Raw genomic sequence first — 26,176 nt, forward strand, 5'->3', positions numbered from 1 at the left:
CACCATCCCCGTCAGCTCCGGCCCAAGGCTGCTGCTCGTCCCGGTGCCCTCCCCGTTCCGTCCGAGCATCATCTGGCACGAGGCCGTCCGTGGGCCTCCGCCTGCCGCTTACTCCTGCCGCGACAAAAGGCAGCGTTCTCGCTACTGCCCCGCGCGCTCATGGGCTGCCGGATGCCGGCCTGGGAACGCGGTGGTGGAGATGGCGGAGCTGTGGCGCGCGCCGTGGCCGCCCAGCCCGCCCAGCCCGCCCAGCCGGCCCAGCCGTCCAGTCGACCAACCGACCATCTGGCGGGAGGCAATGAGGACACAGCACCGGCTGCAGGCAGGTGATGGGGCGTCAAAGGCCGTTGTCAGTGCCTCGCCATAGAGTGAAGACATCACTCGGGGAGCCTCGGAGGGGGAGTTCAAACGTGTCCGCAAACAGGATCCAGCACAAGGTGAATCACGTCGCGCTGGTCGTGGACTGTTCGGGGTCGATGCGTCCGCACCAGAGTCAACTCATCCGGGTCGTGGACGAGTTCGTGGCGGGTTTGAAGGCCGAGTCGGACAGCCTCGGCCACGAGACCCGGATCAGTCTCTACTCCTTCGACCACAGGGTGGAGAACCTGGTCTGGGACATGGACGTGAAGCATCTGCCGTCCATGCGGGGGCTGTACCAGGTCAACAATGGGGCTACGGCCCTGATCGAGGCCTCACTGAAGTCCCTGGACGACCTGGGCCACATTTGGGAGGAGTACGGCGAGCACAGCTTCCTCCAGATCGTCGTGACGGACGGCGAGGAGAACGCCTCCGGCGGTGACAGGCGGCACGACGGCGACATGGCCATCCTCGGCCCCTGGCTCGACAGGATCACGGCGAAGATGAGCGGGCTTCCGGGCCACTGGACATCAGCGATCCTCGTCCCGAACTCCCTGGCCAAGCGGACCGCCCAGAACTACGGCTTCCCGGCGGGGAACATCGCCATCTGGGATGCGGACTCGCAGAAGGGCGTCGAGGAGGCGATCGGCACCGTGCGCGCTGCCGCCACCAGCTTCCTCCGCGGGCGAGAGCAGGGGGTACGCGGCACGAAGAACCTGTTCGCCGTCGGTCAGGACATATCGGTTGACGAGGTGCGGGCGAACCTCGAACCGATTCCGGCGGACAAGTACCGGCTGCTGAAGGTCGACAAGGAGGTCGAGATACGCCCCTTCGTCAATTCGCATCCGGGCGTGACGTACGAACGTGGCGCGTGTTACTACCAGTTGGGCGCGCGGGCTCAGGTGCAGCTGAACAAGGAAGTCATCGTGGTCGAGAAGGACACCGACCGCGCCTATACGGGCGACGCGGCGCGCAGCCTCTTGTTCGGCACCGATGTCCAGGGGACCGTCTCCGTGAAGGCGGGGAACAACCCCAAGTTGGAGGTGTACGTGCAAAGTCGTTCGGTGAACAGGAAGCTCAAGCCGAAGACACGTCTGCTCATCATGCTCTGAGATCAGCGAGCGGGGAGCGGGGTGGGCCGGGGGCGGTCTGCCCCCCTTGCCCGACACCTCCGTGAGCAACAGATGTCGCCCCGTGCGATCACCGGCGGCACGGGGTGGCATGGGGCTGGGCGAGGCGGCGCGAACGCCGGGGCTGACGGCGCGTGCCGCGTCATCGGCCGCCTTGACCCGTGGCTCCCGCTCCAGGCCCGTCAGTTGCTGGTGCGGGGACACGTGTGGTGGTCGTGGACATCGCGCGGGTGCCGACCGTCGCCGCACCGGCGATCGGACCGTCGTCCGGTCGGCAGCGGAGCGGGCAGACTGTGTGGGGTGAACGACTATCGCCCGGTGGACCGGGAACCTGCTCCGCAATGGTACGGACGTCTGCGCGTGCAGACTTCCGATCTCGGGCCGGCGCGCTGGCTCACCGAGGGTGCCCAGGGGTTTGCCGGTTTCGGGACGGTGGCGGGGGTTGCCGCACCGGGGTTCGCCGCCTACGCGCGGGTTTTGCATCCGGCTTCCCTGAGGGAGAGGCCGGTGCGGTGGGCGGCGGTGGCTGCGGCGTATGGGCGTGAGGTGACACCCGGCACCAACTGGCATGAGCTGATCGGGATGGACCGCGACTATCTCAACGCCTGCGCGTACGGTGTGCCTGGTGTGTGGGACGAGCATCCGTCGCAGGGCCCGACTCCGCCCGCTGTCGCCCAGGCCCTGATTCCCCTCCTGGCCCGGCACACCCGCACCCGGGAGCGCTGCTGGTTCGGTTTGTGGAACGGCTACGGGCGATGGGACTTCGACCACGTGCCTTCCTTCGAGACTCCCGGCCGCGACGAAGTGCTGCTCGAAGGGGCGCTGGCCGATGCCCTCTCGCCCGTGTCTTTGGACGAGTACGCCGAGCTGCCCGACCTGTGGTGGCCGCAGGACCGTGCCTGGTGCGTGGGCGGTGACGTGGACTTGGTGAGCACCTACGTCGGCGGATCCCCGGAACTGATCGCGGAACTGCTGGCTGCTGCGGAGCTGGAGGCGCATCTGGTGGCGCCCGGCGACAGAGTGGACTGAGTCCACCGTGGACGACTGAGAGCCCGCTGGCCAAGCGCTGTGTGCGGGATTGTTTTCCACGATTCCCTCGCATGGAGTCCTCTAGTTTGCCCGCACTGGATGCTTGCTCATGATCGAGACCCGGTTGAACGCGTTGATGGTGATCGCCACCCAGATCGCAGCGGAGATCTGGTCATCGGTGAGCACGTGCCGGGCGGCCTCGTAGGCGGATTCCTGTGCGACGGCATCGGTGGGATCGGTCGTGGCCTCGGCCAGACCGAGGGCCGCACGTTCCGTGGGGGAGTACACCTCGGTGTCCCGCCACGCGGCCAGCACTCCGAGCCGCTGCGCCGACTCACCCCCGCGCAGGGCCGCCTTGGTGTGGGTGTCGAGGCAGTAGGCGCAGCCGTTGATCTGCGACACGCGGAGGTTGATCAGCTCCACGACGGTGCGGTCGAGCCCGGCCTCGGCGGCGACCGCGCGTACCGCTTCCGAGGTCTGCACCAGGGCGTGGAAGGCCTTGGGACTCTGTTTGTCGATGAAGATCCGCATGTCTCCCGCTCGTTGTCTGTTTGCCGTGGCCTTCACTCTATGATCATGACATGATAGTTGATGCAACAACCAAATTCCATGGGAGGTGGTCTCGGTGAGCACCGTGGAAGCCGAGTCGGCGGTGTCTCCGGTGCGGACGTTCACACCGCTGCTCGGCGCCGAGATCATCCTCGAACCGGGTATGACGCTCACCCTCTGCGTGGACACCGACTTCGAGCACGGCGTCCTCGTGGACAGCGGGGACGTCCGTGTGGCCGACACCCTGCTGCACCGGGCGGAGCTGGGCTATCTCCCCCCGGGTGCCGACACGTTGACGCTGACGAACGAGTCGGACGGTCCGGCGCGGACGATTCTGCTCGGCGGCACCCCGTTCGAGGAGGAGATCGTCATGTGGTGGAACTTCATCGGCCGCACCCACGAGGACATCGTCACGGCCCGCGAGGACTGGGAGGCGTCCTCCGACCGCTTCGGCACGATCGAGGGATTTCCCGGGGGCCGGCTTCCCGCGCCCACCCTGCCCAACGCCACCATCAGGCCGCGCCGCAACCCACCCCGTCGCTGACCTCCGTCAGAACCTCTTGCTGGAGCAGCTTGTTGACTTACGGCAGGCAGTACCGCCACAGCCTTCGCGCCGACCGGTTAATCCCCGGCGGCGTGTGCGGCCAGGCTGCCGCCGACGCAGACGCCGGCGACGGCGTGACCCGGTGGCGCGGTGAGCGCGAGCAGGCGGTCAGGTTCCCTGGTCGGTGGCGTCAGTGGCCGCAACAGGCGTGTGACGTAAGGGCGGTCGTCGTGGCCGGGGCCGCCGCCGTCGTCGTACCGGTGGCTGCCTCCTGGTCCGCGGCGATGCGGCCCCGCAGCATGTTCTCCATGACCTTCATGAAGCGCTGGGCCCCCGAAGTTCCCAGGAGGAACGGGTTCTTGGCGCCGTCGGACGCGCTGCGCAGCTGGTCCATGCGCTCCAGGCCGTAGTCGGCGAACGCGTGGTTGCTCACTTCGGCGTCGACCCCGGCCCGCCGCATCCGGGAGGCGAAGGTGAGGATCGAGGAGAGGTAGGTCTCCTTGGCCGCCGTGGCCGCGGGCGGGTTGGTGCCGCCCCACAGCATCGCGGCGTGTTCGCGGCCCTGCCACCGTGCGGGGTAGATCGGCGAGACCGATCCTGGCGTGTGACCCGGCGTGTGGTGCAGGGTCACCGTGGTGTCGCCCAGGGTCAGTTTCTGGCCGTCGGTGATGTCCAGATCGCGAGTGGGCGCGTTGGCCGGTGCGGTGGTGGCGAGCAGCTCCCAGTCGGCCGGGGCCATCATGACGCGGGTTCCGAACTGGTCGGCGAGATGCCGCGCGCCGCCGAAGTGGTCACCGTGGGCGTGGGTGACCACGACGTACTTGATCGTCGACGGGTCGGCGCCGAGTGAGGTCAGCCCCGGGACGATGTACTGCTCGACCTCGTCCGGTGAGTTGAGGGCGTCGATGAGGATGATGCCGCGCGACGTGAAAATCGCCGTCGCCGAGACGAAGCCGACGCTCACCACCGCCACGTTGTCGAATATCCGCAAGGGCGCGACGGCGGGCGGGCGCGGAGGGGTGTAACCGGCGGTGAGCGCGCCGACGATGCTCTTCAGGACCGGATCGTCGCCGGCCAGTTCTGCGGCTCGGTCGAAGTAGTACTGCGCGGTCCTGTCCGGGGCGGCCGATGCCTCGGCGCCCTGTTGCGTGAGCAGGGAGGCAGCGCCGGCGGTGACAGCCGTGGCGGCGCCGAGCTGCCAGAAGCGGCGACGGGAGAGTGCCATATGTACGACTCCTTTGTGTGGGGGGTTCCTCGTGGGGGTGGGGATCGGAAAGCCTCGTGCTCTGGCCGTCAGCGCCGCGTTCCTGTCCTGCTCGCTGCCCTCGGCCTCGCTGAGCGGGACGTCCCTGCGGTCGCGGAGGACGAAGGTGACCGCGAGTCCGACCATGGTGACCGCCGCCAGGTAGACGGCGACGGAGTACACGGTGTGGGTGCTGGACTCGAGTGCTTCGGCGATCATGGGGGCGAACGCGCCGCCGAGGACGGCCCCAATGGCGTACGACAGGGCCGCACCGCTGTAGCGGACGGCGGCGGGGAACAGCTCCGTGAAGAGGGCGGCCTGGGGTCCGTAGGTGAGTCCGAGACCGACGCTGTAGAGCAGGAGCGCCACGACGACCAGTGCGATGTTCGCCGTGTTGAGCAGGGCGAAGAACGGGAAGATCCAGGCGAGTTGGATGAAGAAGCCGATGCGGTAGACGCGCAGGCGGCCGATCCGGTCCGACAGCACGCCCCCGGCCATGGTGCTGGCCAGCCAGCCCACGGCGGCGGCCACCACGCCGATCAGGATCTGGGTGGGATCCATGTCCAGGTGGTTGACGGCGTAGCTCTGGACGTAGCCGCCGGTGGTCATGTAGCCGACGGCGTTGTTGGCGGCGAAGAGCAGGGCTCCGGCGACGACGAGCGGCCAGTGGTGCCGCAGCAGTGCGGCGATCGGGGTGCGCGAGCGGTTGCCGGACTGCTTCAGCTCCTCGTAGACGGGGCTCTCCTCGACTTTGCGGCGGATGACGAACCCGGCGGCGATGAGGACGACACTGAGCAGGAAGGGGATGCGCCAGCCCCAGGAGAGGAACTGCTCGTCCGTGGTGAGGCCGGTGACGGCGGCGAGGGCTCCGTTGGCAAGGAGCAGGCCCAGCGGCGCGCCGAGTTGGGGGTAGGCCCCGAACCGGCCACGCCGTCCGGTCGGCGCGTGTTCGACGGAGATCAGCGCGGCTCCGCCCCACTAGCCACCGGCGGACAGCCCTTGCAGGATCCGCAGGAGGACCAGGATCGCCGGGGCACTCGCCCCGATGGCGTTGGACGACGGTACGAGGCCGATCAGCGTCGTGGAGACGCCCATGAGCAGCAGGGTGGCGATGAGCATCGCGCGGCGCCCGAGCCGGTCCCCGAGGTGCCCGGCGAGGGCGGCTCCGACCGGGCGGAAGAAGAAGCTGATCCCGATGGTCGCGAAGGAGATCACCAGGGAGTCCTCGCCCAGCCCGTCGAAGAACTGGCTGTTGAAGACCAGGCCGGTGCACAGGGCGTAGATGAAGAAGTCGTACCACTCGATGGTGGTGCCTGCCATGGCGGCGAGCGCGACCGTGCGGTGCTTGCTGCCGGATGTCGGGGAGGGGCGGGACTGGGACATGGGGAGTCCGATCGTCGTCGGGTCGTCGTTGACCCGGGGGAGAACGAAGACTGGTGTCAGACCGCGTAGTGGGGTGCGATGCGGTCGATCCTGCGGCGCAGCGCGTCGAACAGTGTCCGGCCCGCTGCGGTGCGGTCGCCCAGCTGGAAGGACTCCCTCGTCGAGAGCGCCGCCGCCTCCTGGCTCACCGGCATCAGCGGTTGTCCGGACGACTGGGCGGCGAGCTGGATCTCGCAGGCCCGTTGCAGCGTCCACAGGGCGGCGAACGCGGCGGGCAGGGTCGGCCCGAGCGCCAGCAGGCCGTGGTTGCGCAGGATCATGAGAGTGCGGTCGCCGAGGTCGGCCACCAGCCGTGGCTTCTCCTCGGGGGCGACGGTGATGCCCTCGAAGTCGTGGTAGGCGACCATGTCGTGCAGCTGGGCGGAGTAGAAGTTGTCCGGGTCCAGTCCGTCGCGCAGGCAGGCGACTCCGGTGCCCGCGGTGGTGTGGGTGTGCATGATGCAGTGCGCGTCGGGCCGGTTGGCGTGGATCACCGAGTGGATCAGCAGGCCGGCTTCGTTCACCGGCCAGTCCGAGTCCGACAGGATGTTCCCGTCGAGGTCGATCTTCACCAGATTCGAGGCGGTGACCTCGTCGTACGTCAGGCCGAACGGGTTGATCAGCAGGTGCCCGTCCTCGCCGGGTACCCGTACGGTGATGTGGTTGAAGATCATCTCGACCCATCCGAGGTGATCGAAGATCCGGTAGCACGCGGCCAGTTCGAGCCGAGCCCGCCATTCCGCGTCGCTCATGTGCGCCGGCTTCGCCGTACTCGTCGGGGTGTCAAGAACCGTCACTGCCTTGCTCCTTGAGTGCTCCATCGGGCATCGCCGTACGGGGTGGGCGCCCGCCGGTGTTTCAGGAGCATGGGTGCAGGGCGACTCCGGGCCAATGTCGAGGTTGACATCGAATGGGCGGGATCGATGTGTGATTCGCCAGCATGGCTGCTCAAGGAGACGCACAGCCGGTCGACAGGGAGCCGATCACTCGTTCCGCACCGCGAACGGCTCGTCGAGAGAGGTCAGTTCGAGCGTCAGCACAAGACGGCGCGTGGGGTCGGCGAGCGACACCCCGAAGAGCTGCTCGGCCCGGCGCAGCCGCAGTCGCAGCGTGTTCTGGTGGATGTGCAGGTCGGCACTGGCCGCGGCGACATCGCCGAAGTGCCGCAGATACGTCAGCAGCGTGGCGCAGTAGTCGGTGCCCTGCTCGGTGTCGTGCGCCCGCAGGCGTTCCGCGAGGCCGGTCCGCAGGTCCGCGTCGCCCCGGACGGCCTCGAGAAGCCGCCGCAGCACCAGCTCCGGCCGCAGGTCGTCCGTGCGGTGGGCGCCGGGGACCGCGCGGCGCTCCTGGAGATGGTCGAGTGCGGTGTCGACATCGCGGCGGGCCGCGAGCAGCGCGGACGCCGTGGTGACGACCGGCGAGCGGACCGCGGTGAACGACCGGTGCAGACTGTGTCCGGCCCGGTCCAGGAGGTGCTCCAGCAGGACGTCGGCGGACACGGAGCCGGGGCCGGCCGCAGGCAGCAGCACATAGAGGCGCTCGCCGAGCAGCGCCGCCGCCGGCTCGTGCCCGAGCGAGCGGCCGTCCAGGACGGCCAGGTCCAGCATCCGGGTCAGGGCGGCGCGGCGCCGTGCTTCACCGCCCGGGTCGGCGGGCCGGCCGCCCTCCGGCTCCTGTGCGACCTCGGCCAGCCCGACGAGTACGGCAGGCAGGCGAACGGCGTCGTCCCGCTGCCGCCCCTCCAAGGCCCGCCCTTCCCATGCCTGCCCTTCCAATACCGCGCGCAGGGCGCGGTCGTGACGTTCCTGCTCCGCGTCGAGCTGGCGGCGCAACGCCAGCATGTGCAACGCCGCCACCCGGGCCGCCTCCTGCAGCGTGGCCCCGCAGTCGGTGACTGCCGCCTCGTCGGGGAAGGCGACCCACAGCGAACCGAGCACCTCCGCGCCCGCCCTGACGACCACGGCCATGCGCGGCAGATCCCCGGGCCGGTGCCGGGGTACGACCGTGTCGCTGACCCACACCTCCCGGTCCAGGTGGTCGGCGAGCGCGTCCTCGGGAACGCGCCGGCCCAGGATCCCGCGCCGCCGGGTCTCGTCGATGGGCTGGTCGGGCAGGTTGGAGTAGGCGACCATGACCTGCTGCGTATCCATGATCGCAACAGCGCCTCCGACGATTCCCGCCACCGCGTTGGCCAGGGAGAACAGGTCACCGCCCGCCAGCCCGCCGCCGGGTTCGCTGTCCGCCGCGCGTGCGGCCAGCATGGTCGTCACCAGCCGCTGGACGCGGGTCCACGGCACCTCGGGGTTGACGGCCAGGACCGGGACCCCGCTCTCGCGGACCTGCGCCACCAGGTCCGGTGGCGGGGGAGTGGCGCACTTGACCGCGAGGGCGGCCGAGCTGCGCGCTGCCGTACCCAGGGCGGCGGCCACCGCCCTGCGGTTGGCGACGTCCAGGCCGACACCGAGCAGGAGCTGCCCGGGCGGGGCGGAACGGATGGCCTCCGGGCCGTCCAACAGCTCTACCCCGCTGACGCGCGGTTCGTCGCCAGCCCCTTCGGCCAGCACACTGATCACGCCGTCCTGCAGGGCTTCCGTCAGGTGCGCGAGGAGCATCGCGGTCATGTGGCGCCTTCCGTCACGAGGGTACGCGGGATGTCGAGGGCTGCGCGGCATGTCGATGTCTACAGTGCCCGGTGCGCCTGAGTGTAGGTGCCGACATTGCCGCGGGCCGCGGCCACGGCGCATGCTCGCTGCCGACGGTCACACGGGCCGACGGCCACAGCGGCACCCGCCACCCGCGCAGGCCTCGGCCTCGGGCCTACGGACACATCCGCCGGACACATCCCCGGCTCTTCAGAAGGAGGCGCGACGGCCATGGGACAGCGCATCACCATCGTGGGACCGGGCGCCGTCGGCGCCACCCTCGCCGGGGCCTTCGCCGCGTCCGGTGCCGAGGTCTCCCTGCTCGGCAGGAAAGGCCCTCACCTCGACGCGATCGCCGCGCGGGGTCTCGCTCTGCGCAGCTCGCAGACGGGAGCGGAGGTCCGCCACCGGTTCCCCACGGCACACGACACCACCGGGCTTCCCGTTCCCGACCTGGCCGTCGTCTGCGTCAAGAGCGGGCACCTCCCCTCGGCGGCCCGGAGCATCCGCTCGTGGATCGACCGCGGAGTCGAGGTGCTCGTCGTGGCCAACGGAGTGCCCTGGTGGCTGCCGTCCACCGTCAAGAGCACCGGGGGCGAGCCCGTCCTGCGATCGGTCGACCCGGAAGGGGAGTTGTTGCGCCTGCTGCCCGCGGAGCGGGTGATGTCCGGCGTGGCGCACTTCAGCAGTGCGGTGGACGGGCCGGGCCGGGTGACACACGTCAGCGGCGTCGGGCTGATCATCGGAGAGCCGACCGGTGGCATCTCCGACCGCGTCACATGGTGTGCCACAAGCCTGTCCGCGGGCCCTCTCAGCCCGGAACCCGACGCCGACATCCGCCGGGCCGTCTGGGAGAAGCTCCTGGGCAACGTCAACCTCAACCCCGTCAGCGCGCTGACCGGCGCCACCGTCCTGGCCATCCTCGACGACCCGGCCGTACGGCGGCTCTGCGCGGCCATGTTCGAGGAGACGGCGGCCGTCGGCGCCGCGCTGGGCATCGAGACGTCCATGACCGCCGACGAGCGGCTCGCCATCGCCCGCCGACTCGGCGCGTTCCGCACGTCCATGCTGCAGGACGCGGACCGGGGCAGGCCCCTGGAGCTCGACGCCATCGTCGGCGCGGTCCGTGAACTGGCGCGCCGCACCGGCGTCCCGTCCCCCTCGCTCGACGCGGTGCACGCACTGCTCGCCCTCCGCGAACGCGTCCGCCACGGCGGCGAGACGCCCACCAGGTGAAGGAGCCCCGGTGCCACACCCCTTGGGGACCACCCCATCGAAAATCATCGCCGTCCACCTCAACTTCCGCAGCCGGGCCAAGGAGCGCGGACGGACCCCCGCCCACCCGTCGTACTTCCTCAAACCACCGTCCTCGCTGGCCGGCACCCAGGACACGATCGTCCGGCCGCGCGGCTGCGAACTCCTCGGGTTCGAGGGCGAGATCGCCCTCGTCATCGGTTCGCGGGCCAGTCGGGTCCGCCCGGAGGACGGCTGGCGGCACGTGCGGTGGGTGACGGCCGCCAACGACGCGGGCGTGTGCGACCTGCGTCACGCCGACCGGGGCTCCAACCTCCGTTCCAAGGGAGCCGACGGCTTCACCCCACTCGGGCCCCGGCTGCTGGACGCCGCCGAACTCGACCCCGGCGCGCTGCGGTTGCGGACCTGGGTGAACGGCGAGCTGGTCCAGGACGACATGACCGACACCTTGCTCTTCCCGTTCGGCCGACTGATCGCGGACCTGTCGCGGCTGGTCACCCTGGAGGCGGGGGACGTGATCCTCACCGGCACCCCCGCCGGGGCCTCGGTGGTCGCACTCGGGGGCGTGGTCGAAGTGGAGGTCGGCGACGGCCGGTTGAGTACCGGAGTGCTGCGCAACCCGGTCGCCGACGCCGAGCACGACCTGGAGCCGTGGGGTGCGCAGCCCAGAACGGACCGCGCCGAACAGGAGGCCGCGTACGGGGCCGCGTACGTACCCCGCCCCCTGCTCGACCAGCGCCTCGCCGATGGTCTGCGCTCGTCGGCCGTGGCGACGATCAGCGCACAGTTGCGCAGGCGCGGTCTGCCGCACATGTCCATCGACGGCGTTCACCCGGCGACCGCCGGCACCCGCATGGTGGGCGTCGCCCACACCCTGCGCTATCTGCCCCTGCGCGAGGACCTGTTCGAGAAGTACGGCACCGGCATGAACGCCCAGAAACGGGCGATCGAGGAGCTGCGGCCGGGACACGTGCTGGTGATGGACGCCCGGCGCGACACCAGCGCCGGCACCCTCGGCGACATCCTCGCCCTGCGCGCCCAGCAGCGCGGCGCGGCCGGGGTCGTCACCGACGGAGGGCTGCGGGACAGCGCGGCCGTCACCGATCTCGGGCTGCCGGTGTTCCACGGCGGAGCCCACCCGTCGGTGCTCGGCCGCCGCCACGTCCCCTGGGACACGGGGGTGCCCATCGCCTGTGGCGGGGCGCTCGTCCAGCCTGGCGACCTGATCGTCGGCGACGACGACGGGGTGGTCGTCGTACCGCCCGACCTGGCGGGCGAGCTGATCGCCGACTGCCAGGAACAGGAGCGGCAGGAGCGGTTCATCACCGAACAGGTGCGGGCCGGGGCGAGTATCGACGGCCTGTACCCGCTGGGGCCGGCCTGGCGTGAGCAGTACCGCACTTGGTGCGCCGAGAACACCTCCGAGAACACCGGCATGGACACCGCCACGAACACCGCCATGAACGACGTCGAAGGAGAGCAGGCGTGAAGTTCCGCAGCGACCCGTCCACCATCCGCGGGTCCATCGCCCCCGTCATCACGCCGTTCACCGCGGACGGCGCCGTCGACCACGACAGCCTGCGGGAGCTGATTCACTTCCAGCTCGACTCGGGCTCGCACGGCATCTCGCTCGGCGGCTCCACCGGGGAGCCCAGCGCGCAGAGCGTGGCCGAGCGGATCGCGGGGATGCGTACGGCGGTCGAGGAGATCGGCGACCGGGTGCCGTTCCTGCCCGGCACCGGCTCCCACAAGCTCGACGAGACCCTCGAAATGACCGCTGCCGCACGGGAGTTGGGCGCCGACGCGGCGCTGGTCATCACGCCGTACTACGCCCGTCCCACCCAGGAGGCGCTGTACACCTGGTACGCGACGGTGGCCCGGGAGTTCCCCGACCTGCCGATCGTCGCCTACAACGTGCCCTCGCGCACGGCCGTGGACATCGCGCCGGAGACGGTCAGGCGGCTCTTCTCCGATTTCGACAACTTCGTCGGGGTGAAGGAGACGACGAAGGACTTCGAGCACTTCTCGCGGGTGCTGCACGCCTGCGGACGGTCACTGCTGGTGTGGTCGGGGATCGAGCTGCTGTGCCTGCCGCTGCTGGCCCTCGGCGGAGCCGGATTCGTCTCCGCGGTCGCCAATCTGGCGCCGACCGCGGTGGCGCGGATGTACGAGCTGTGGGAGGCGGGCGACTTCGAGGCCGCCCGCGACCTGCACTACCGCCTCCACCCGCTGGTGGACCTGCTGTTCGTCGAGACCAACCCGGCCCCCGCCAAGTGGGTGCTCGCCCAGCAGGGCCGTATCTCCTCGCCGTACGTCCGCCCGCCGCTGACCGGTCCGACCGACACGGGCCTGACGAGGATCCGCGCGCTGCTCGCCGAGGGCGGCGACCTCACCCAGCAGATCGGAGCCGGAAGGTGAACGTACAGAACACGGCTGTACAAAGCACGGCCGTACAAAGCACGGCCGTACAGAACACGCCCCTGCAGACCGTGACCGTGGAGAACATGACCGTGGAAAACCGGCCGTCCGTCATTCGGCACTGGATCGGCGGAGAACTCCTCGACAGCGCCGACGGCCGGACGTTCCCGGTGGCCGATCCGGTGTCCAACTCGCCGTACGCGCAGGCCGCGCGCGGCTCGGCGGCGGACGTGGACCTGGCCGTGGTCGCCGCTCAAGCCGCCTTCCCGTCCTGGTCGGCGCTCGGCAACCGGGCACGGGCGAACGTCCTGAACCGGATCGCGGACGCGGTCGAGGCCCGCCACGAACAGCTTGCGGCCTTCGAGACGTACGACACCGGGCTCCCCATCACCCAGGCACGCGGCCAGGCCCGCCGGGCGGCGGAGAACTTCCGCTACTTCGCGGACGTCGTCGTCGCCCTCGGCGAGGAGGCGTTCCGGCAGGGGGACGACCAGTTCAGCTACGTCGTCCGTGCCCCCGTCGGAGTGGCGGGGCTGATCACGCCGTGGAACACCCCGTTCATGCTGGAGAGCTGGAAGCTGGCACCGGCGCTGGCGTCCGGCTGCACGCTGATCCTGAAGCCGGCCGAGTGGACCCCGCTGTCCGCGTCGCTGTGGCCGGAGATCTTCGACGAGGCAGGCGTGCCCGCCGGGGTGGTGAACATCGTCCACGGCATCGGCGAGGAGGCCGGCCAGGCCCTGGTCGATCACCCGGACGTGCCGCTGATCTCCTTCACCGGCTCCTCCGAGACGGGCCGGCACATCATCCGGTCCTCCGCCCAGCACCTCAAGACGGTGTCGATGGAGCTGGGCGGCAAGTCTCCCGCCGTCGTCTTCGCCGACGCCGACCTCGAGGCCGCCCTGGACTCGGTCGTCTTCGGGGTGTTCTCGCTCAACGGCGAGCGCTGCACGGCCGGTTCCCGGCTGCTCGTGGAGCGGCCGCTGTACGAGGAGTTCACCCGCCGTCTCGCCGAGCGGGCCGCCAACGTCCGCGTAGGACTGCCGTCGGACCCGGCCACCGAGGTGGGAGCGCTCGTCCACCCGGAGCACTACGCACGCGTGCTGAACTACGTCGAGATCGGCAGGGAGGAAGCCCGGCTGGTCGCGGGTGGCGGCCGCCCGGATCACCTGGCCGAGGGCAACTACCTTCAGCCCACCGTCTTCGCCGACGTCGAGCGCGACGCCCGTATCTTCCAGGAGGAGATCTTCGGACCTGTGGTCGCCGTCGCACCCTTCGACGACGAGGCCGAGGCGATCGAGCTGGCCAACGCCACCCAGTTCGGCCTGGCCGCCTACGTCTGGACCTCGGACCTCAAGCGCGGCCACCGCATCGCGCACGCCGTCGAATCCGGCATGGTCTGGATCAACTCCCACAACGTCCGCGACCTGCGCACACCCTTCGGCGGAGTCAAGGCGTCCGGGGTCGGCCGCGAGGGCGGCGCCCACAGCATCGACTTCTACACCGAATCGAAGATCGTCCACGTCGCCCTCGACGAGGTGCACACCCCCCGCTTCGGAGCCGTCTCATGAACGCACCGGACGTCGTCCGTTCCGCCTACGCCCAGCTCGCCGTCACCGACCTCGCCGCGGCCCGCTGGTTCTGGGTCGACATGCTCGGCTTCCACATCCAGTACGAGGACACCGACACCCTCTGTCTGCGCGGCACCGACGAGCTCACCCATCACTCCCTGGTCCTGCGCCGAGGCGACCTCGCCGCCCTGGACCACATCGCCTACCGCGTACGCACTCCCGAGGACGTCGACAAGGCGGAGAAGTTCTTCACCGAGCTCGGCCGCCCGGTCCGGCGCATAGGCAAGGGTCAGGGCACCCCGGGCATCGGCGACGCGGTACGGGTGGTGGACCCCCTGGGCTTCCCCGTCGAGTTCTTCCACGAGATCGAGCGCGCCGAGCGCCTCATCCAGCGCTACGACCTCCGCCACGGCGCCGAGATCGCCCGCCTGGACCACTTCAACATCTGCACCCCCGACATCCCCGCCGCCTACGCCCATTACCAGTCGCTCGGCTTCGGCTGCTCGGAGACCATCGAGGACGACGAGCACGAGCTGTACGCGGCCTGGATGTACCGCAAGCAGACCGTCCACGACGTCGCCTTCACCGGGGGCGCCGGCCCGCGCCTGCACCACCTGGGCGTCGCCACCCACGAGTCGCACCAAGTGCTGCGCTGCGCCGACCTGTTCGGATCGATCCGCAAGGAGCACCACATAGAGCGGGGCCCGGGACGGCACGGCGTCTCCAACGCCTTCTACCTCTACCTGCGCGACCCGGACGGTCACCGCGTTGAGATCTACACCTCCGACTACTACACCGGCGACCCGGATCACGAGACCTACCGCTGGAACGTGCACGACGACCGCCGCCGCGACTTCTGGGGCAACGCCGTCATAAAGTCCTGGTACAAGGAGGCCACCCCGGTCCTCGACCTGCACGGCCGCCCGCAGCCCGTCACCGACGCCCTCCTCGACGAATCCGCCGTGACCGTGGGAGCCGACGGCCTCGGCTGACACCGTCCGACGATCTCGGCCGCCCATGCAGGCCAGCACGACCGTCATCACGGTCAGCGTTCTTGGCACGATGCTGACGCGGAGATCGGCCGCTCAACGACCCCGAGGACTCGGGCAACGAATACGGATGAGCCTCAAGGAGAGAGACGGGGGTGAGTGCGGATGCGACGTCCCGAACGCCTACGACGGCTCGGGCGCCGGTTCCAGAAGGACGTCCCGCGCGGCGGCGACGGCCCGTCCGCGCTCCGACTCGGGGAAGCGGCTGAGCATCGTGCGCAGCGCCCCGGCATCGACGCTGGCGCCGAAGGGCTCGGTGCCCGGCTCCAGCCGCACGCCTGAGGCCGGCGGGCCCGCGACGACGGGGTCGAAGCCGAGGTCGTCGACGAGGCGGGAGACGGTGAGGAGGTCCTCGGGGTCGTCACCGGCGATGGCGATGGCCTTGCGGCCAGGGATTCCGGCGGGCCGGGCCCCGTCCTCGAAGTCGTGGTAGCCCATGTGGTTGAAGGGTTTGACCACGCGTGCGCCGGACAGGAACTCCTGCACGATCTCGCTGGAGGAGGTGCGCGGGTCGGTGAGGTCCGCCCGAATGCCGTCGACCTCCCACCAGTAGTTCATCGCGTCGATGACGAGTTTGCCCTCCAGAGCCTTCGCCGGAATGCTCCGGTACTTGCCGAGGGGGAGGGCCAGGACGACGACATCCGCCACCGCGGCCGCCTGAGCCGCGGTGACCGGGACCCTGCCGGGGTGAGGACCTCGACGGTGAGGGCGATCTCGGCGGGATCGCCCGAACCGGCGATGAGCACGCGGTGGCCGGCCGTGCGGGCCAGTCGCGCGAGCACGGTGCCGACCTTCCCCGCGCCCAGGATGCCGACGGTTTCTATGCCGGTGGTGGCCATGCCTGCTCCGTTCGGGGTGTCAGTCGGCGAGGAGGTCGCGGACCATCGGGAGGACCTTGGTGCCGTACAGCTCGACGGCACGCAGCCGGGCGCTGATCGGCTGCGCCCCGGTGGTGTAGATGAGGTCGAACCGGCCGACGCCGAGCGCCTTGATGGCGCGGGTCATCTTGCGGGCCACCGTCTGGGGGGAGCCGATATACAGGGAGCCGTGCTCGATCTCGTTCTCGTACTCCTCCCTGGGGATCGGCTGCCAGCCGCGCAGCGCGCCGATGCGGTCACGGATGACCTTGTAGTGCGGCCAGTGCAGCTCCCGGGCCTCCTCGTCCGTGTCGGCGATGAAAGCCCGGCGAGTGCATGCCCACGGGGTGGGCGGTGGTGCCGAACTTGTCGGTGGCGCGCTGGTAGAGGTCGAGGTAGGGCGCGAAGCGTTCCGGGCTGCCTCCGATGACAGAACCGGTAGTCCGCGATCAACGTCGTCTTGGGGCCTCAGGTCTCCGGCCAACACCCCGAGGTCGGGCGGATTCAGGCCCACAGGCCGAGCGCGCCGCCGTTGGCCCGGCGTGCCCAGGATGACCGGTATCTCCATCTTGGCCGTGAGGTGGGCCATCATCCTGACGTTGAGCTCAACAGCCTCTTGTCCATGGCCTGACTCGGCGAGCGTTTCCGCCTGGTGGTCGTAGTGGGGACTCGGTCCGGCGCCGCCTTCATTCCTGCTCGGGGCCGATAACTTCACCACCGAACACGCAGAAATCTGTGTTGGCTGAAGTAGACATTGGGTGGTGGTGTGGTTATGGTTTCCCTCGTAGCCAGAGAGACAGCAGGGCCTGGCAGACACGAACTGCCGGTCAGCAGTATGGGAAGTTGCAGTGCGCAGGACGGTGCGGTGGTGGAGTTGCGAAGCCAGAGCGATTGCAGGACGGCGACGGGACTGACGACCGGACCGGGTGGCCCGCAGTGATCAGGGGCCGCCGTGAGCAGGACTGCGATTGACGCAGTGGCAGTACCCGCAAGTGCAGTTCGCAGGATCCAGCAGTGAAGTCAGTGAGCAGTACCTCGGTGAAGGCGTCGGCTGCGGGCGCGCGTTCCGGGAGGTTCGGCAGTGGGGTTCCAAGCCAGAGCAGACGCAGGACGGGCGACGGGGCTGGCTGCCGGAGAGTGGCGCTGTCACAGGTCGCTCAGCAGTTCGCATCACCAGCAGTACGCAGTAGAGCAGTACCAGCAGTACGCAATCCCCCCGTTTGGCAAGCAGTTGATCACCGAGGGAAGAACGGAGGAGCCGAGCGCCATCAGGATCGCCCGGGCGGAAGCCTTGAGCCCGGGTACCGCAGGACATCGATAGTGAGGTGGTCTCCGGTCAAGCAACCGCGATCCCGGCAGCCCCGACAGCATTCCGGTCGGGTCTGCGGAAACAGAAGGCCGGCGCAGTACCGGGGCCGGCAGATGGTGTAGCAGTTCCTTCGGGGCCCTGGTGCCAATGGCACCGGGGCCCCTCCACTCGTTCCACACAGAGGTGCAGATGACAGCAGACGACTCCTACGGCCGACTCGACGACGACGACTACCCCGCCTACACCATGGGCCGCGCCGCCGACATGCTCGGCACCACCCAGGGCTTCCTGCGTGCCATCGGCGAGGCCCGCCTCATCACCCCGCTGCGATCCGCGGGCGGACACCGCCGCTACTCCCGCTACCAGCTGCGCATCGCCGCCCGCGCCCGGGAACTCGTCGACCACGGCACCCCCATCGAGGCAGCCTGCCGGATCATCATTCTCGAAGACCAACTCGAAGAAGCCCAGCGCATCAACGCCGAGTACCGCCACGCCGCCCAATCGGCGAACCCGACGGCCGCGGCCTGAGACGGCTGAGACCCACAACACCTCCCAGAGCTTCGTGGCTTCCGCCCACGCCGGCTGCCCGGGACGCAACGCGTCCCGGGCAGCCGGCGTGTTGTGGTGCATGGGCATGGCGGGGCGGGCGCATGCCTCGCCCGTCCCGAGGGCTCGCGCAACGGCAGGGAGGGGACGCCGGGCGACATGCCCTCACAGTTTGCGTGGCTCGGAGTTTCTGGCCGGGTCGGTGATCTCGATGCCCGCCGGGATGAAGCCGGTCTGCCCCTTCGCGGCCAGTTCCTTCAGGTGCTGCTGGTAGCGGCCTGGGGAGACGACCTTGACGTTGAACAGCATTCGGGCGTGGTCGACGCCGCAGAGTTCGGCGCACTTTCCCCGGAAGGTGCCCTCACGACTGGGGGTGACGTCGAAGGCGTTGACGTTGTGGCCCGGGAAGACATCCTGCTTCATCAGGAACGGCAGTACCCAGAAGGAGTGGATGACGTCCCGGGAGGACAAAACGAAGCGGACCTTTTCCCCCTTGGGCAGCCAGAGTGTCGGGCCCGGGTTGCCGGTCTGAGGGTTGCGGGTGGCGGGGGTGCCGACGTCGTAGACGCCCTCGGCGCCCGCGGGGAAGGCCCTGCTGTACCGGTCCGGAACGATTCCCAGGTCCGGATCGGCTTTCGCGTCACCGGTGCCGCTTCTGCCGTCCACGTCCTCGATGTAGTTGAACCCCCAACTCCACTGGAAGCCGACCACACCGATGGTGTGGGCGGGCTTTTCTGCGAGGTCGAGGAGCTTGGCCTCGTCTCGGGCGGTGAAGTAGAAGAGCACCGACACGATGATCAGCGGAACGACGGTGTACAGGGCCTCGATGGGCATGTTGTACCGGGTCTGCGGGGGAACCTCGACCTTGGTCCGGGTGCGCCGGTGAAAGATGGCCGCCCACAGGATCAGCCCCCACACCAGCGCGCCCACGGTGAGTGCCGCGGCCCACGAGCCCTGCCACAGGGAAAGGATCCTCGGCGCCTCTTCCGTGACCGGGGTGGGCATCCCGAGGCGGGGGAAGTCCTCCCAGGTGTACGTGCAACCGGAAGCGGTCGCCAGGACGAGGCCCGCAGTCATCGCCTGCAGCAGCCTTTGCCGGATCGAACGCCGCGGGGAGCGGTCACGGCCGTTGGGACTCACGTAGCGCCTTCCTGAGGGTATGGCCCGCGGGTCGGAGGTCGGCGAGGCCGCCTCATCGGTCGGTCACTGCCTGACGCGGGCCGGAGATTGAGATTGGCTCCTTTATGCGGACAAAACACTACTGAAGCTCACACCGGGAGAGTGCCCAACGCGCCGCCGATGTCCCGGGCGCGGAAGTCTTCTTCGGGCTGCGCCGCCCAGTACGTCCAGGACGGTGAGGGCGAGAGCTGGCGGCACTGGGACTGGTGAACGAGTTGATGGCCGAGCACGGAAGGGAGGGGTGGGACGGTTCCGTTCATCGAGGGCGAGTGGATCCCGTTCGCCGGAACCAGCGTCTACCTGCTCTGGGAACGCGGTCGTGCCAAAGCGCACTTGGGGAGCTCGCCGACCTCTGGAATGCGCAGTACCAGCGGCGGCAGGAGTCGGCTCGAAGTGACTCTCTCCAGTGACACAGCCGGTCGGCAACCGCATGACGCTTCGCCGTCGACCAGGGCCCCTCGCGTCCGGGGAGCAGGCCGTCACCGCTGAACGCCAAGCAGAGCAGGCCAAGCGGGAGCATCAGGAGCAAGGCCCGCTCGTGCCCGAGTAGTCCGTTGGGAGCCGGCCCTCAGACGGTCAACCGGTTCTTCCTGCTCCTGGATCAGTTGCCCACGCTGCTGCGGCGCGTGGAGGAGCCTCGGGGGCGTCATCTGGAGCGGTATGCACCGCCACCCTCCGCCCTCCGCCCTCCGCTGGGTCGTCCTGGCCAGAGCGCGTCGGTACACCGCACCGCATCAAAGCTTGAGCAGCTCTCAACACCATTGCCTCGGACACGAGTTGGGCCGCATCCGAATCCCGTGGGCTCGCACGGCGACCTCGCCGACCTCCCCGAGATGCAGCCCGGGCGAGGGAAGCGCACGATGAGAAAAGGGCACCCTCCCTGGAGGTGATCAGGATGCGACGTCTGCTCACCGCTGCGGCGGCACTGGCTCTTCCCATTTCCCTGGCAGGAGCACCGGCTGTAGCGGCATCGCCCAGCAATTCCGTGACCGCTGCAGTGACCAGCACTCAGCCCGCACACAAGTTGAAGAGTCCAACAAACTTCGTGACCCAAGGACCGGACGACGTATGCAACTACACCGATAGTCGACCGAGCCTTAGCCTAGGGGCCTCCGGGCCCGCAGCCCAACAAGCCCAGTGCTACCTGAATCAAGCCATAAACGCCGGCCTGGAAGAGGACGGAGACTTCGGCCGGGTCACACAATCCGCAACACGGGACTTCCAGCGGTGTGCGGGCATCGTCGTCGACGGGCGCATCGGAGCCCAGACTTGGTCGTTCCTTTCCTTCTGGGCCAATGCGCCAGGCGCTCCCTTCTGCTGACGGGCCCGGGCTCAACTCCCGTACCAGGGCGTGATGTCGGTGTCGGGGCCTGTTTCGGCGTCTCACGGCTGGGCAACTCGGGCTCTGGCTCCGCGGGCCGCACCCGCCCGCGCAGCCGCCGCCGAAATTCGCCTGCGCCCTTGGCGCCGGCCGGCAGCGAGGTACCCCAGGAATACCTCGACACGTTGGAACGGCAGCATCGACAACGCCATGGGCCACCACACTCGCCGGCCGAGTCGACCTCAGCACTCACAAGTGACGGTCCGTCCCCTCTCCGCATCGCGCTGTCCACGGTGCCGTAGCTGTCCCGGCGTCAACCAGAACGCGGTGCCGCCGGCACCGTCACGCTACTGTCCGACGGCGGACTCCGGCGCGTAGCCGGTGCGTAGTTGCTGTACGCAGAGGCAGGCTGACACCAGATCAGGGCAACGTCCGTTGCTCGCTGTATGGCGCACGGGCCGCGACTGCCTTTCCCGCGATCAGGTCAACGACCAGACATGCAGCAGACGTGCAGGTATCCCACCACCCACGGCCAACCGGTATGCCCGGTGGGCCGTGGCTCTGAGGCTCAAACGCTGCTGCCCCGGGCGAGACGGACCATGGCGCGGTAGAGGGCGGAGGGCGGCGGCGCTTCGGGGGGATCGGCGCGCCGGGTGCGGCGTAGGAGCGGATCATGTGGGCGACGAGGCGACGAGGCGACGCCCGGTGTCGGGGGCGGCGTCGCCGGGGCTGATGTTCCCCACCGCGCTGGCCGAACTGAAGGGCATGACCGACCGGTTCCGGCCTTGACTACACCATCGCCCGCATCACCAACCCCACCGACAAGCCTGCCAACGGCAGTGTCCGCTCCGGCTTCCTCGGCCGCGAAAGGTCGGGTCCGCCATGAGCCGCGCCGACATCGCCGCCTTCCTCGTCTCCCAGTTCACGGACACCCGCTACCGGCGAGCCATGCCCGCCATCAGCAACTGAGCCAGAACCCCGCCATGGCCTTCGAACTCGGTGTCTCCTCCTCGGCACCACCCCGCGCCTGCCCGACAGCCGCCGCGGGCCACCGCACAGGCCATCCGCGAGGTGATTGAGGTCGGCACGCCGGCCGACGAGGTGGGACTGGAGTACTTCCTCCGGGCCGGCGAACCCCGCGGGCGGCCACGCCGCTGTCCCCGCCTCCCGCGGCGAGCGCGTCATCCGCCTCGCTCGGCGGTGAGGGGTGTCCGCGTCTTCCACCCCGACTCCCGGCAGATCGGCGGGCCGTGGTGACGGACAAAAGGGCTGTCCTCGCCGGGGGAGCCGTTGAGCAGTAAGGCGTGCAGCGCGGCCTTGGCTGCGCTGCGTCCTTCTCGAGAGCCGTCGGTGTCAGGTTGCGCCGCCGGTTTCCGGTACCGCCTTGCCCGGTGGCGTGAAGGCGGCGAGGACCGTGGCCGTGATGTGGTCGGCGGCGCGGTCGGAGGTGAGACGCCCGGCGCGGATCTCCTCCGCGGCGCTGTGCATGATCGTGTGCAGGACATTGATCAGCCACGTGATCGGCAGGTCGGTACGGAAGACGCCCTCGGCGCGACCTCGGGCGATCAGTGTCTCGACCCGGGCGGCGGGCCCGCTGTGCAGCTCTCGGATGCGTCCCGCGGAGAGTTCCTTCTGGGCGGCGACGAGCAGTGCCCGTGCCTGGTCCACCAGATGCCAGCCGGCCTCGACATAACGCGCCAGGGCGAACAGCGGATCACCGGTCAGGTCGACGGTGTCCAGTGCCTCGTTGCCCCGGTCGATGGCGCGGCTCATCGCCGCGTCGACGACCTCCGCCCGGGAGGTGAAGTGCGCATACAGCGTCACCCGGCCCACACCCGCGGCGCGCGCGATCTCGCTCATGCTCGCCTCAGGGTTGCGTCCGAGACACTTGGCCGCTGCGTGCTCGATCGCCTCGATGCTCCGCAGGGCGTCGGCGCGCTTGGTGGTGTTCTTACTGCCCATGCGCCCACAGTACCCGATAAAGCGTACAGCGATGTTCGCGTTATACGTCGATGGCGTATAACGTGAACACACCTGTACGACTTCACGTGAGGGGTGAGCGTCATGAGCGATGCGGGAACCACGACCACACACGCACCGGGTGCACCTCATCCGCTGCGCTGGCCGGTCCTCGGACTGCTGGGGCTGGCCCAGCTGATGCTGATCCTCGACATCACCGTGGTGGCGATCGCACTGCCCCACATGGGCGCCGAACTGGACCTGGACCGCGCCGCACTGACCTGGGTGGTCAGCGGATACGCCCTCACCTTCGGCAGTCTGATGCTGCTCGGCGGTCGGGCCGCGGACCTGTTCGGCGCCAAGCGGGTCGTCCTCGCCGGGCTCGCCGTGTTCACCGCCGCTTCGCTGGCTGCCGGGCTCGCCACCGGCGCCCCGCTGCTGCTCGGTGCCCGGATCGCCCAGGGGGTGGGCGCCGCGATGCTCTCGCCTGCCGCTCTGTCCGTGGTGGTGCGGCTCTTCGACGGTGACGAGCGCAACCGCGCGCTGGGCATCTGGTCGGCGCTCGGCGGCGGGGGTGCCGCTCTCGGTGTCCTGCTGGGCGGGCTGATCACGGCAGGTCCGGGTTGGTCCTGGGTCTTCTTCGTCAACGTCCCCGTCGGCCTGATCGTCCTCGTCTCCCTGGCCCGGATCCTGCCCCGCCTGCCCCGCGTGGCGACCGGCTCCCTCGACGCGCCGGGCGCCGCTCTGGTGGCCGCGGCGACCGGCACTCTCATCTACGCCCTGATCCGTGCCGGCGACCACGGCTGGTTCGACGCCGTCACCGTCGTCCTGGTCGCGGCCTCGGCAGCGGCCTACGCCGCCTTCGCCGCGTGGCAGCGCCGGGCGGTCGCTCCGCTGATGGACCTTCACCTGCTCGGCCGGCGCCCGGTGGTGGCGGGCATCTTCGTGATCGCCGTCACCACGGCGCTGATGGTGGGGGCCTTCTTCCTCGGCTCTTTCTACCTCCAGAACCAGCAGGGCCACGGTGCCCTGATGACCGGCGTGCTGTTCCTGCCGGTGGCACTGCTGACCATGGCCGCCGCCACTGCCGCCGGCCGCGTGATCGGCCGTCTGGGGGCACGGTTGCTGGCTGTGGTCGCCCTGGCAGTCGCAGCCGCCGGATTCCTCGTGCCCGTGCTCTGGTCCGGAACGGCCGCCATGGTCACCGGCGTGAGCATTGCCGCGGCAGGGATGGGCGCGCTGTTCGTCGTCGCCGCGGCCACCGCGCTCAGCAGCGTCGCCCCTCAGGAGGCGGGTGTGGCCTCCGGAATCGTCAGCACTTTCCACGAGTTCGGTGCCTCGGTCGGCGCCGCGGTCGTCTCCAGCGCCGCAGCCGCGAGTATCGCCGCCCGCACCGACGCCCAGGCCGACTCGGGCTTCGACGACGCGTTCGGCGTAGCCACGGGCGTGGCCGCACTTTCCGCCGTCATCGCCGTGGGGCTGATCCCGGCCAAGAACGAGTAGGCCCGTGCCGCAGTAGGCCCGTGCCGGCCGCCAGGCGTTGGCCACGCGAGCGAAGCGATCCGCTGATCCTGAAGCACCCACCGGCGCCGCCGCCCCGGAACGAGCGGGCGTAGCGCACGCGCTCGAACCGCTCACGGAGGCACTGAATGCCCAACAACAGCAAGCGCCGACTCTTGATGGCCGGCATCACCGCGGGGGGTGTCGGCGCGGCCCTGGCCGCAGTCCTGTTGATCGGGAATGCGCAGCCGGATGGTGACGACCGGCGGACCGACCGGCAGGAAAGGGTGGCCGAACGCGGTCGGACCGTGATGCCCTTCGACCTCGAACAGACCACCCACCACTTCACGCCCACCGAGACGGGCGGAGTCCAGGACGTCGTCGCCGACCAGCCCGACGACACCAATCAGATCGGCCTCATACGCACCCATCTCCAGCAGGAAGCCAAAGCGTTCAGCCGGGGAGACTTCGGCGACCCCGCCCAGATACACGGCGACAGCATGCCGGGCCTGAAGGGACTGCAAGAAGGCTACAAACGCATCGACGTGCGCTACCGGGAACGGCCCGAGGGAGCCACCCTCACCTACGCCACCGCCGAACCCGCGCTGGTCGACGCGCTGCACAACTGGTTCGAGGCGCAGCTCAGTGACCACGGGGACCACGCCGAAACCGGCCACTGACCAACGAGCCGGGCAGCACGCAGGCCCATCACCGCGTACATCGCACGATCGGAAGTGGATGACTTGAGCGATCCTTACGAGTTGAGCGCAGGCGTACCCTCCGTCGAGGTCTTCCGCCGCTTGCGCACCGATGCCGCCCTCTCCGACAAGACCCCCGAGGCGGTTGCCCTCGCCCTGCCCAACACCTGGCACGGGGTGGTCGTCCACCACCAAGGTGAGCCGATTGGCATGGGCCGCGTCATCGGGGACGGCGGTACCGCGTTCCAGATCGTCGACCTGTGCGTACATCCCGCACACCAGGGACGCGGCCTCGGCACACGCATCATGGCCGCACTCACCGAGGAACTGGAGCGCCGGGCGCCCGCGACCGCCTACGTCTCGCTGATCGCGGACGGCCCCGCGCGCTTCCTGTACGAGAAGTTCGGCTTCGCCGACACCGCCGCGCACGAATCGATCGGTATGTACCGCGTGTTGGGCGGGGCCGGCGGCCGGCGGGCGGCGCGGTAGGCGGCTGCCGCGACGCGGCTGCGAAGGGCGGCTGCTCATGACGCCGCACCCACGAACGCCCCGGTGAACGACGACGCGGACGCGTGGGGGTCGGGGGCCCGGCCGTGCCCGCTGCTCATGAACATCTCGTTGCAGGCCGCCCTCACCACCGCCATGGCGCCGATACTGACCAGGCGATCGGCAAGCGGGGGCAGCGGTGGACTGGACACTGGCGGGAGGGCTGGCCGTCGGCCTGCTGATCGCGACCGTGACCGCCCCCGTGGGTGTGTCCGGTGCGGTGTTCCTCCTTCCGGTCCAGGTGAGCGTCTTCGGTGTGCCCAACCCCGCGGTCACCCCGACCAACCTGCTGTTCAACGTCGTCGCCGGACCCGGAGCCCTGTGGCGCTACCGCCGCGACGGCGCCCTGCGCGGAGACCTCGCCCGGCGCCTGGTACTGGGCACCCTGCCTGGTGTCGTGCTCGGGGCCGCCATCCGGGTCTTCGCACTCCCGGGCCCGAGCGTCTTCCGGCTTCTGATCGCCGCCCTGCTACTGCCGCTCGGCCTGTGGCTGAGCCTTCGTACCCTCGTCCCGGCACGCCACCGTCCGCCGCCCGCAGGCGAGTTGACCCCACGTACGCTCACCGGCCTCGCCCTGGCGGTCGGAGTGCTCGGCGGCATCTACGGCATCGGCGGCGGCTCCCTCCTCGGACCGATCCTCGCCGGACGCGGCCTGCCCGTCGCACGCGTCGCCCCGGCCGCGCTCGCCGCCACGTTCGCCACCTCTCTCGTCGGCGCCGCCGCCTACGCGCTGTTGTCGCTCGTGAGCTCCGAAGACGTCGCTCCTCACTGGTGGCTCGGGCTCGCCTGCGGCGCCGGCGGACTGGTCGGCGGCTACCTCGGCGCCCGCCTCCAACCCCGCCTGCCCGAACGAGCCCTACGGCTCCTGCTCGGCACCCTCGCCGCAGCCCTGGGCGCCCTGTACACCGCCCAGACCCTTGACTGAACGCATGCCGGTCGAGGGACCTACGACGGAGACCATCAAGTTCCCGCGCGGCTCTCGGCCTTGTCGAGGAAAGGCGGCGCGCCGCTCTCTCCCTCGTTTCCGGGGTTTGGATCAAGGGTTGACGGAACGCA

22 protein-coding genes and 2 pseudogenes are annotated in these 26,176 nt (G+C 69.7%); 14 read left to right on the plus strand and 10 right to left on the minus strand.

Features of this window, described 5'->3' with window-relative positions; genetic code table 11:
* The first annotated feature begins 410 nt into the window (after nt 1–410).
* Together ACWBNA_RS08780 and ACWBNA_RS08785 are read left to right on the plus strand one after the other, a co-directional pair.
* Complete coding sequence (locus ACWBNA_RS08780) at nt 411–1,469, plus strand: vWA domain-containing protein (RefSeq protein WP_482703669.1); 1,059 nt, start codon at nt 411–413, stop codon at nt 1,467–1,469.
* A gap of 318 nt (nt 1,470–1,787) precedes the next feature.
* A complete protein-coding gene (locus tag ACWBNA_RS08785; RefSeq protein ID WP_482703670.1) occupies nt 1,788–2,516 on the plus strand; it encodes a hypothetical protein in 729 nt (242 codons plus the stop codon).
* Nucleotides 2,517–2,597: 81 nt separating this feature from the next.
* Here ACWBNA_RS08785 and ACWBNA_RS08790 read toward each other — a convergent pair whose 3' ends face one another.
* Complete coding sequence (locus ACWBNA_RS08790) at nt 2,598–3,047, minus strand: carboxymuconolactone decarboxylase family protein (RefSeq protein ID WP_482703671.1); 450 nt, start codon at nt 3,045–3,047, stop codon at nt 2,598–2,600.
* 124 nt (nt 3,048–3,171) lie between these two features.
* Between ACWBNA_RS08790 and ACWBNA_RS08795 the strand changes: the two are divergent.
* Nucleotides 3,172–3,609, plus strand: a pseudogene (locus ACWBNA_RS08795) (pirin-like C-terminal cupin domain-containing protein); the annotation flags it as partial.
* 190 nt (nt 3,610–3,799) lie between these two features.
* Here ACWBNA_RS08795 and ACWBNA_RS08800 read toward each other — a convergent pair.
* The 4 genes and pseudogenes from ACWBNA_RS08800 to ACWBNA_RS08815 form a co-directional block, all read right to left on the minus strand.
* Nucleotides 3,800–4,999 carry an MBL fold metallo-hydrolase gene (locus ACWBNA_RS08800; protein WP_482703764.1) on the minus strand — a complete coding sequence of 400 codons (1,200 nt, stop codon included), beginning with the start codon at nt 4,997–4,999 and terminating at the stop codon, nt 3,800–3,802.
* A pseudogene (locus tag ACWBNA_RS08805) lies at nt 4,985–6,235 on the minus strand (MFS transporter); the annotation flags it as partial. The pseudogene ACWBNA_RS08805 and the gene ACWBNA_RS08800, both read right to left, overlap by 15 nt.
* Nucleotides 6,236–6,291: 56 nt before the next feature.
* The gene (locus ACWBNA_RS08810; RefSeq protein WP_482703672.1) at nt 6,292–7,071 is read right to left on the minus strand and encodes a class II aldolase/adducin family protein; all 780 of its coding nucleotides are present in this window, start codon (nt 7,069–7,071) and stop codon (nt 6,292–6,294) included.
* A gap of 186 nt (nt 7,072–7,257) precedes the next feature.
* Entirely contained in the window at nt 7,258–8,895 is a 1,638-nt protein-coding gene (locus ACWBNA_RS08815; protein ID WP_482703673.1) for a PucR family transcriptional regulator, read from the minus strand.
* Between the two features lie 252 nt (nt 8,896–9,147).
* Here ACWBNA_RS08815 and ACWBNA_RS08820 point away from each other — a divergent pair, with 252 nt between their 5' ends.
* The 5 genes from ACWBNA_RS08820 to hpaD all read left to right on the plus strand — a co-directional run bounded on the left by ACWBNA_RS08820 (nt 9,148) and on the right by hpaD (nt 15,148).
* Nucleotides 9,148–10,152 carry a ketopantoate reductase family protein gene (locus ACWBNA_RS08820; RefSeq protein WP_482703674.1) on the plus strand — a complete coding sequence of 335 codons (1,005 nt, stop codon included), beginning with the start codon at nt 9,148–9,150 and terminating at the stop codon, nt 10,150–10,152.
* A 10-nt stretch (nt 10,153–10,162) separates the two neighbouring features.
* Nucleotides 10,163–11,659 carry a fumarylacetoacetate hydrolase family protein gene (locus tag ACWBNA_RS08825; protein ID WP_482703675.1) on the plus strand — a complete coding sequence of 499 codons (1,497 nt, stop codon included), beginning with the start codon at nt 10,163–10,165 and terminating at the stop codon, nt 11,657–11,659.
* Nucleotides 11,656–12,588 carry a 4-hydroxy-tetrahydrodipicolinate synthase gene (gene dapA / locus ACWBNA_RS08830; protein ID WP_482703676.1) on the plus strand — a complete coding sequence of 311 codons (933 nt, stop codon included), beginning with the start codon at nt 11,656–11,658 and terminating at the stop codon, nt 12,586–12,588. The genes ACWBNA_RS08825 and dapA overlap by 4 nt, the downstream gene beginning before the upstream one ends.
* 86 nt (nt 12,589–12,674) lie before the next feature.
* Nucleotides 12,675–14,156 (plus strand): 5-carboxymethyl-2-hydroxymuconate semialdehyde dehydrogenase, encoded by a 1,482-nt coding sequence (hpaE, locus tag ACWBNA_RS08835; RefSeq protein ID WP_482703677.1) that lies wholly within the window; start codon nt 12,675–12,677, stop codon nt 14,154–14,156.
* A complete protein-coding gene (gene hpaD / locus ACWBNA_RS08840) occupies nt 14,153–15,148 on the plus strand; it encodes a 3,4-dihydroxyphenylacetate 2,3-dioxygenase (RefSeq protein WP_482703678.1) in 996 nt (331 codons plus the stop codon). Before hpaE ends, hpaD begins: the two co-directional genes overlap by 4 nt.
* 180 nt (nt 15,149–15,328) lie before the next feature.
* Here hpaD and ACWBNA_RS08845 read toward each other — a convergent pair whose 3' ends face one another.
* From ACWBNA_RS08845 to ACWBNA_RS08855, 3 genes are read right to left on the minus strand one after another with little or no spacing between them, the layout of a single operon-like run.
* The gene (locus ACWBNA_RS08845; RefSeq protein WP_482703679.1) at nt 15,329–15,853 is read right to left on the minus strand and encodes an NADPH-dependent F420 reductase; all 525 of its coding nucleotides are present in this window, start codon (nt 15,851–15,853) and stop codon (nt 15,329–15,331) included.
* Nucleotides 15,760–16,044 carry an NAD(P)-binding domain-containing protein gene (locus tag ACWBNA_RS08850; RefSeq protein WP_482703680.1) on the minus strand — a complete coding sequence of 95 codons (285 nt, stop codon included), beginning with the start codon at nt 16,042–16,044 and terminating at the stop codon, nt 15,760–15,762. Before ACWBNA_RS08850 ends, ACWBNA_RS08845 begins: the two co-directional genes overlap by 94 nt.
* Before the next feature lie 19 nt (nt 16,045–16,063).
* Nucleotides 16,064–16,210, minus strand: a complete 147-nt coding sequence (locus ACWBNA_RS08855) for a hypothetical protein (RefSeq protein WP_482703681.1) — start codon at nt 16,208–16,210, stop codon at nt 16,064–16,066.
* 1,350 nt (nt 16,211–17,560) lie between these two features.
* Between ACWBNA_RS08855 and ACWBNA_RS08860 the strand changes: the two genes are divergently transcribed.
* On the plus strand, nt 17,561–17,899 hold the full coding sequence (locus ACWBNA_RS08860; protein WP_482703682.1) for a MerR family transcriptional regulator: 339 nt from the start codon (nt 17,561–17,563) through the stop codon (nt 17,897–17,899).
* Between the two features lie 183 nt (nt 17,900–18,082).
* Here the strand turns inward: ACWBNA_RS08860 and ctaC are convergent, their stop codons facing one another.
* The gene (ctaC, locus tag ACWBNA_RS08865; RefSeq protein WP_482703683.1) at nt 18,083–19,057 is read right to left on the minus strand and encodes an aa3-type cytochrome oxidase subunit II; all 975 of its coding nucleotides are present in this window, start codon (nt 19,055–19,057) and stop codon (nt 18,083–18,085) included.
* A gap of 934 nt (nt 19,058–19,991) precedes the next feature.
* Here ctaC and ACWBNA_RS08870 point away from each other — a divergent pair.
* Nucleotides 19,992–20,417, plus strand: a complete 426-nt coding sequence (locus ACWBNA_RS08870) for a peptidoglycan-binding domain-containing protein (protein ID WP_482703684.1) — start codon at nt 19,992–19,994, stop codon at nt 20,415–20,417.
* Nucleotides 20,418–21,770: 1,353 nt separating this feature from the next.
* On the opposite strand, the gene ACWBNA_RS08875 is transcribed toward ACWBNA_RS08870, so the two are convergent.
* Nucleotides 21,771–22,379 (minus strand): TetR/AcrR family transcriptional regulator, encoded by a 609-nt coding sequence (locus tag ACWBNA_RS08875; protein ID WP_482703685.1) that lies wholly within the window; start codon nt 22,377–22,379, stop codon nt 21,771–21,773.
* 102 nt (nt 22,380–22,481) lie between these two features.
* On the opposite strand from ACWBNA_RS08875, the gene ACWBNA_RS08880 reads away from it, so the two are divergent.
* The 4 genes from ACWBNA_RS08880 (at nt 22,482) to ACWBNA_RS08895 (ending at nt 26,045) form a co-directional block, all read left to right on the plus strand.
* Entirely contained in the window at nt 22,482–23,879 is a 1,398-nt protein-coding gene (locus ACWBNA_RS08880; RefSeq protein ID WP_482703686.1) for an MFS transporter, read from the plus strand.
* Between the two features lie 146 nt (nt 23,880–24,025).
* A complete protein-coding gene (locus ACWBNA_RS08885; RefSeq protein WP_482703687.1) occupies nt 24,026–24,556 on the plus strand; it encodes an aspartate carbamoyltransferase in 531 nt (176 codons plus the stop codon).
* Nucleotides 24,557–24,610: 54 nt separating this feature from the next.
* Nucleotides 24,611–25,063 carry a GNAT family N-acetyltransferase gene (locus ACWBNA_RS08890; protein ID WP_482703688.1) on the plus strand — a complete coding sequence of 151 codons (453 nt, stop codon included), beginning with the start codon at nt 24,611–24,613 and terminating at the stop codon, nt 25,061–25,063.
* 196 nt (nt 25,064–25,259) lie between these two features.
* Entirely contained in the window at nt 25,260–26,045 is a 786-nt protein-coding gene (locus ACWBNA_RS08895; protein WP_482703689.1) for a sulfite exporter TauE/SafE family protein, read from the plus strand.
* Nucleotides 26,046–26,176: the final 131 nt, after the last annotated feature.

The organism is Streptomyces sp. Q2 (genome assembly GCF_056820935.1).

What these genes read in the sequence shown, in the direction of transcription:
- ACWBNA_RS08860 (WP_482703682.1), top strand. Translation starts at nt 17,561, where the DNA reads ATGACAGCAGACGACTCCTACGGCCGACTCGACGACGACGACTACCCC.
- ACWBNA_RS08885 (WP_482703687.1), top strand. Translation starts at nt 24,026, where the DNA reads ATGCCCAACAACAGCAAGCGCCGACTCTTGATGGCCGGCATCACCGCG.
- ACWBNA_RS08800 (WP_482703764.1), bottom strand. Translation starts at nt 4,999, where the DNA reads ATGGTCGGACTCGCGGTCACCTTCGTCCTCCGCGACCGCAGGGACGTC.
- ACWBNA_RS08815 (WP_482703673.1), bottom strand. Translation starts at nt 8,895, where the DNA reads ATGACCGCGATGCTCCTCGCGCACCTGACGGAAGCCCTGCAGGACGGC.
- ACWBNA_RS08875 (WP_482703685.1), bottom strand. Translation starts at nt 22,379, where the DNA reads ATGGGCAGTAAGAACACCACCAAGCGCGCCGACGCCCTGCGGAGCATC.
- ACWBNA_RS08820 (WP_482703674.1), top strand. Translation starts at nt 9,148, where the DNA reads ATGGGACAGCGCATCACCATCGTGGGACCGGGCGCCGTCGGCGCCACC.
- ACWBNA_RS08850 (WP_482703680.1), bottom strand. Translation starts at nt 16,044, where the DNA reads ATGGCCACCACCGGCATAGAAACCGTCGGCATCCTGGGCGCGGGGAAG.
- hpaD (WP_482703678.1), top strand. Translation starts at nt 14,153, where the DNA reads ATGAACGCACCGGACGTCGTCCGTTCCGCCTACGCCCAGCTCGCCGTC.
- ACWBNA_RS08880 (WP_482703686.1), top strand. Translation starts at nt 22,482, where the DNA reads ATGAGCGATGCGGGAACCACGACCACACACGCACCGGGTGCACCTCAT.
- hpaE (WP_482703677.1), top strand. Translation starts at nt 12,675, where the DNA reads ATGACCGTGGAAAACCGGCCGTCCGTCATTCGGCACTGGATCGGCGGA.
- ACWBNA_RS08855 (WP_482703681.1), bottom strand. Translation starts at nt 16,210, where the DNA reads ATGACCCGCGCCATCAAGGCGCTCGGCGTCGGCCGGTTCGACCTCATC.
- ACWBNA_RS08870 (WP_482703684.1), top strand. Translation starts at nt 19,992, where the DNA reads ATGCGACGTCTGCTCACCGCTGCGGCGGCACTGGCTCTTCCCATTTCC.
- ACWBNA_RS08790 (WP_482703671.1), bottom strand. Translation starts at nt 3,047, where the DNA reads ATGCGGATCTTCATCGACAAACAGAGTCCCAAGGCCTTCCACGCCCTG.